Raw genomic sequence first — 2927 nt, 5'->3', positions numbered from 1 at the left:
ACCAGCAGGAATGCGAACTGCCGGCCGCCTTGAACGGGGTCAGTCATGACCGGCCGTTCTGAGGGAACACTGGGGTTCGGCAAAGCTGCAGCTTTCTGGCGGGTCAGAAGGACGGCCGTTTCAATCCGGCCGAAAGGTAGGCGGAGGCTAACGTATTGGCCATCAGCATGGCAATGGTCATGGGGCCGACACCGCCGGGCACCGGTGTGATGGCGCTGGCGGCCCTGGCCGCTTCGGCATAGGCGACATCGCCGACGAGGCGGGACTTGCCCTCGCCCTTTTCCGGCGCCGGGATGCGGTTGATGCCGACATCGATGACGGTGGCGCCTGGCTTCACCCAATCACCCCTGATCATCTCCGGCCTGCCGACGGCCGCGACAAGGATATCGGCGGTGCGGGCCAAGGCCGGCAGATCCCTGGTGCGGCTGTGGGCGATGGTGACGGTGCAGTTGGCGGCAAGCAGCAGGTTGGCCATCGGCTTGCCGACGATGTTGGAGCGGCCGACGACGACTGCGTTGAGGCCGGACAGGTCCTTGCCGCGCACCCGCTCGATCAGAAGCATCGAGCCGGCCGGCGTGCAAGGCACGAACGCTGTTTCGAGTTCACCGGTGCCGAGCTTGCCGACATTGATGAAGTGGAAGCCGTCGACATCCTTTTCCGGCGCGATGGTCTGGATGATCTTGCCGGCGTCAATGTGGGCCGGCAGAGGAAGCTGCACGAGGATGCCATTGATGGCCGGATCGGCGTTGAGGTCGCCGATGATCTTCAGCAATGCCTCTTCGGAGGTTTCGGCCGGCAGCGTATGCTGGACGGAATGAAAGCCGCATTCCTTGGCGGTGCGCGACTTGGACGCGACATAGACCTGGCTGGCCGGATCCTCGCCGACGATGACCACGGCAAGACCGGGCTTGGCCTTGCCCTTGGCGACAAGTTCAGCCGTCAGGGTCTTGACCGTCCCCACAACGTCCCCGGCAACGCTCTTGCCATCAATCACTTCAGCCATGGACCACCCTCAACACCAGAATGCCCAAGCGCGTCGCTTCCGGAAGCGACGCGCTTTTCGATCTTTCACAGCGTGGCATCTTCACGAAAAATCCAACATGCAATCCCGCCAAAGCGCCGTCCCATGCCGTTTACGCGAAACCGGCATGTTTTTGTACGGCACCGCGCAGATTTTTGTGGCTCAGAAGTAGCGGCGGCGCGTGCGGCTCTCGGTCAGTTCGCGAACCGCTTCGCGGAATTCGCGCAGGCTGGCGCGGATTTCCTCGATTGGCGCTTGCTGCTCGGCATCCTCCACGGCCCGCGACGGCTCCGCCGATCGCTGATGAGGCTGAGGCGCCTGCTGCTGCGCGACGGGCGGCTGTGGATAGGACTCGGAAGCGGGCTGAGCCGGATCGGACTGCTGCCCGGCATTGGCGGCCGGCATAGATTGCGGATAGGGATAGCCCGGCTGCTGCGCGTAGCCCAATGGCTGCGCGTAGGGATAGAGCTGCGGCCCGGAATATGGCCGCTGCGTCATCATGGGAGGCGGCAGTGGCGGCTGCGCCGTCTGCTGCGGATGGCCGCCGGGCTGGAAAGGTGGTGCCGGGTATGCTGTCGCGGCCGCCTGCCGGGGCTCGAAGGCCGGCGCCGGCCGGGGATAGGCGCGGTATTGCGGATCCTGCGTTGGCTCCCCGTTTTCGGCAGAGGCCCATTCGACGGTATCGAACGGCTCCTCCCGGGATGGCCTGCGGGAGACGGACTTGTGCAGCCTCGACAGCAAGGCACCGATCCGGCCGGGACCTTCTGCCGGCGAGGCCTCGGCTTGCTGGACAGGCGGTGGCACGGCCGGCGGTGGTGATGCAGGCGGGGGTGTCGATGGCTGCGGCGCTGGTGGTAATGGCGGCGCCGGCGGCGGCGCTGCCCGATATGCCTTGTCTTCGTAAGGCGTCCGGCGTTCGTCCGTGCCATGGTCGCGACGCGAGCGCGAATTGGCGGTGTCACGCAGGCTCTCATAGGCGCCACGCATGGCTCCGAGGCCAATGCCGGAGGCGAAACCCAGCAACAGGCCGGCGAGCGCGACCACGACCCGCGACGGCCCGTTCGGCTCAAGCGGCGCGAAGGCCTTCGAGATCACATTGATGTTGGCGGTGTTGATGTCCTTCTGCTCGCCGGTCTCCTTGGCGCGCAGCAGGTACTGTTCGTAGACGGAACGCTTGGCGGTCGCCTCGCGCTCCAGTTCGCGCATCGACACGAGGTCGCTGTTGACGTCGCCGCTGCGGACCTTCAGCTGCGCCAGGCGAGAGGCAAGATCCTGTTCGAGCTGGACGGCGCGCTTGAGGTCGACCTGCAGCGACGAGCCGATGCGGCGCAGCTCCGAGGCGATGCGTTCGCGTGCGCCGGCAATCTGGGCATTGATCGCCTGGAGTTCGGGGTGACGCGGGCCGAGCCGGATGGCGGCGCGGTCAGCTTCCTGCTTGAGCGACGCATATTGCGAACGCAGATCGCTCATCGTGTTGGAGTTGATCTCCTCCGGCAAGGTACCGGTGAGAACCGAATTGACGTCGACCGAACGCGCCGAGGCCGCCCGGGCGTTGAGTTCCAGGGTCCGGGCGCGCGCGACCGACAGCTGCTCGTTGAGTTTCAGCATCTCATCGTCGCTGATGAGATGGCCCTGCGCGTCAACGAGATCGTGCGTGGCCCTGAAATCCTCGACCTTGCGCTCGGCTGCCTCGACGCCCTTGCGCAACTCGTCAAGCCTGGCCGTCAGTTCGTCGGTGGCGCGGCCTGCGGTGTCCGACTGTATCTGGCCGAAAGTCTGCAGGAAGACATCCGTCATCGTGTTGGCGATGAGGGCCGATTTCTCGCCATTCTGCGTGGTGGCGCTGACGGTGATGACGAAGGTCTTGCCGCCGCGCTCGACCGAAAGGCTCTCAGCCAGATTGCCG

At 65.5% G+C, this 2927-nt stretch carries 2 protein-coding genes; both read right to left on the bottom strand.

What is annotated here, in order from left to right:
- Window positions 1–103: 103 nt before the first annotated feature.
- Complete coding sequence (folD, locus tag ENZ74_RS27400; protein WP_063170063.1) at window positions 104–1003, bottom strand: bifunctional methylenetetrahydrofolate dehydrogenase/methenyltetrahydrofolate cyclohydrolase FolD; 900 nt, start codon at window positions 1001–1003, stop codon at window positions 104–106.
- Between the two features lie 180 nt (window positions 1004–1183).
- On the bottom strand, window positions 1184–2927 hold a 1744-nt coding region (locus ENZ74_RS27395; protein WP_127313129.1), incomplete at its 5' end, for a GumC family protein.

It is taken from the genome of Mesorhizobium sp. M7A.F.Ca.CA.002.15.2.1 (assembly GCF_003998715.1).
Taxonomy (GTDB): domain Bacteria; phylum Pseudomonadota; class Alphaproteobacteria; order Rhizobiales; family Rhizobiaceae; genus Mesorhizobium; species Mesorhizobium ciceri.
This window is presented reverse-complemented; position numbering and strand designations above follow the sequence as displayed.

Excerpts from the sequence above, each read along its gene's own strand:
- folD (WP_063170063.1), bottom strand. The coding sequence starts at position 1,003 with ATGGCTGAAGTGATTGATGGCAAGAGCGTTGCCGGGGACGTTGTGGGG.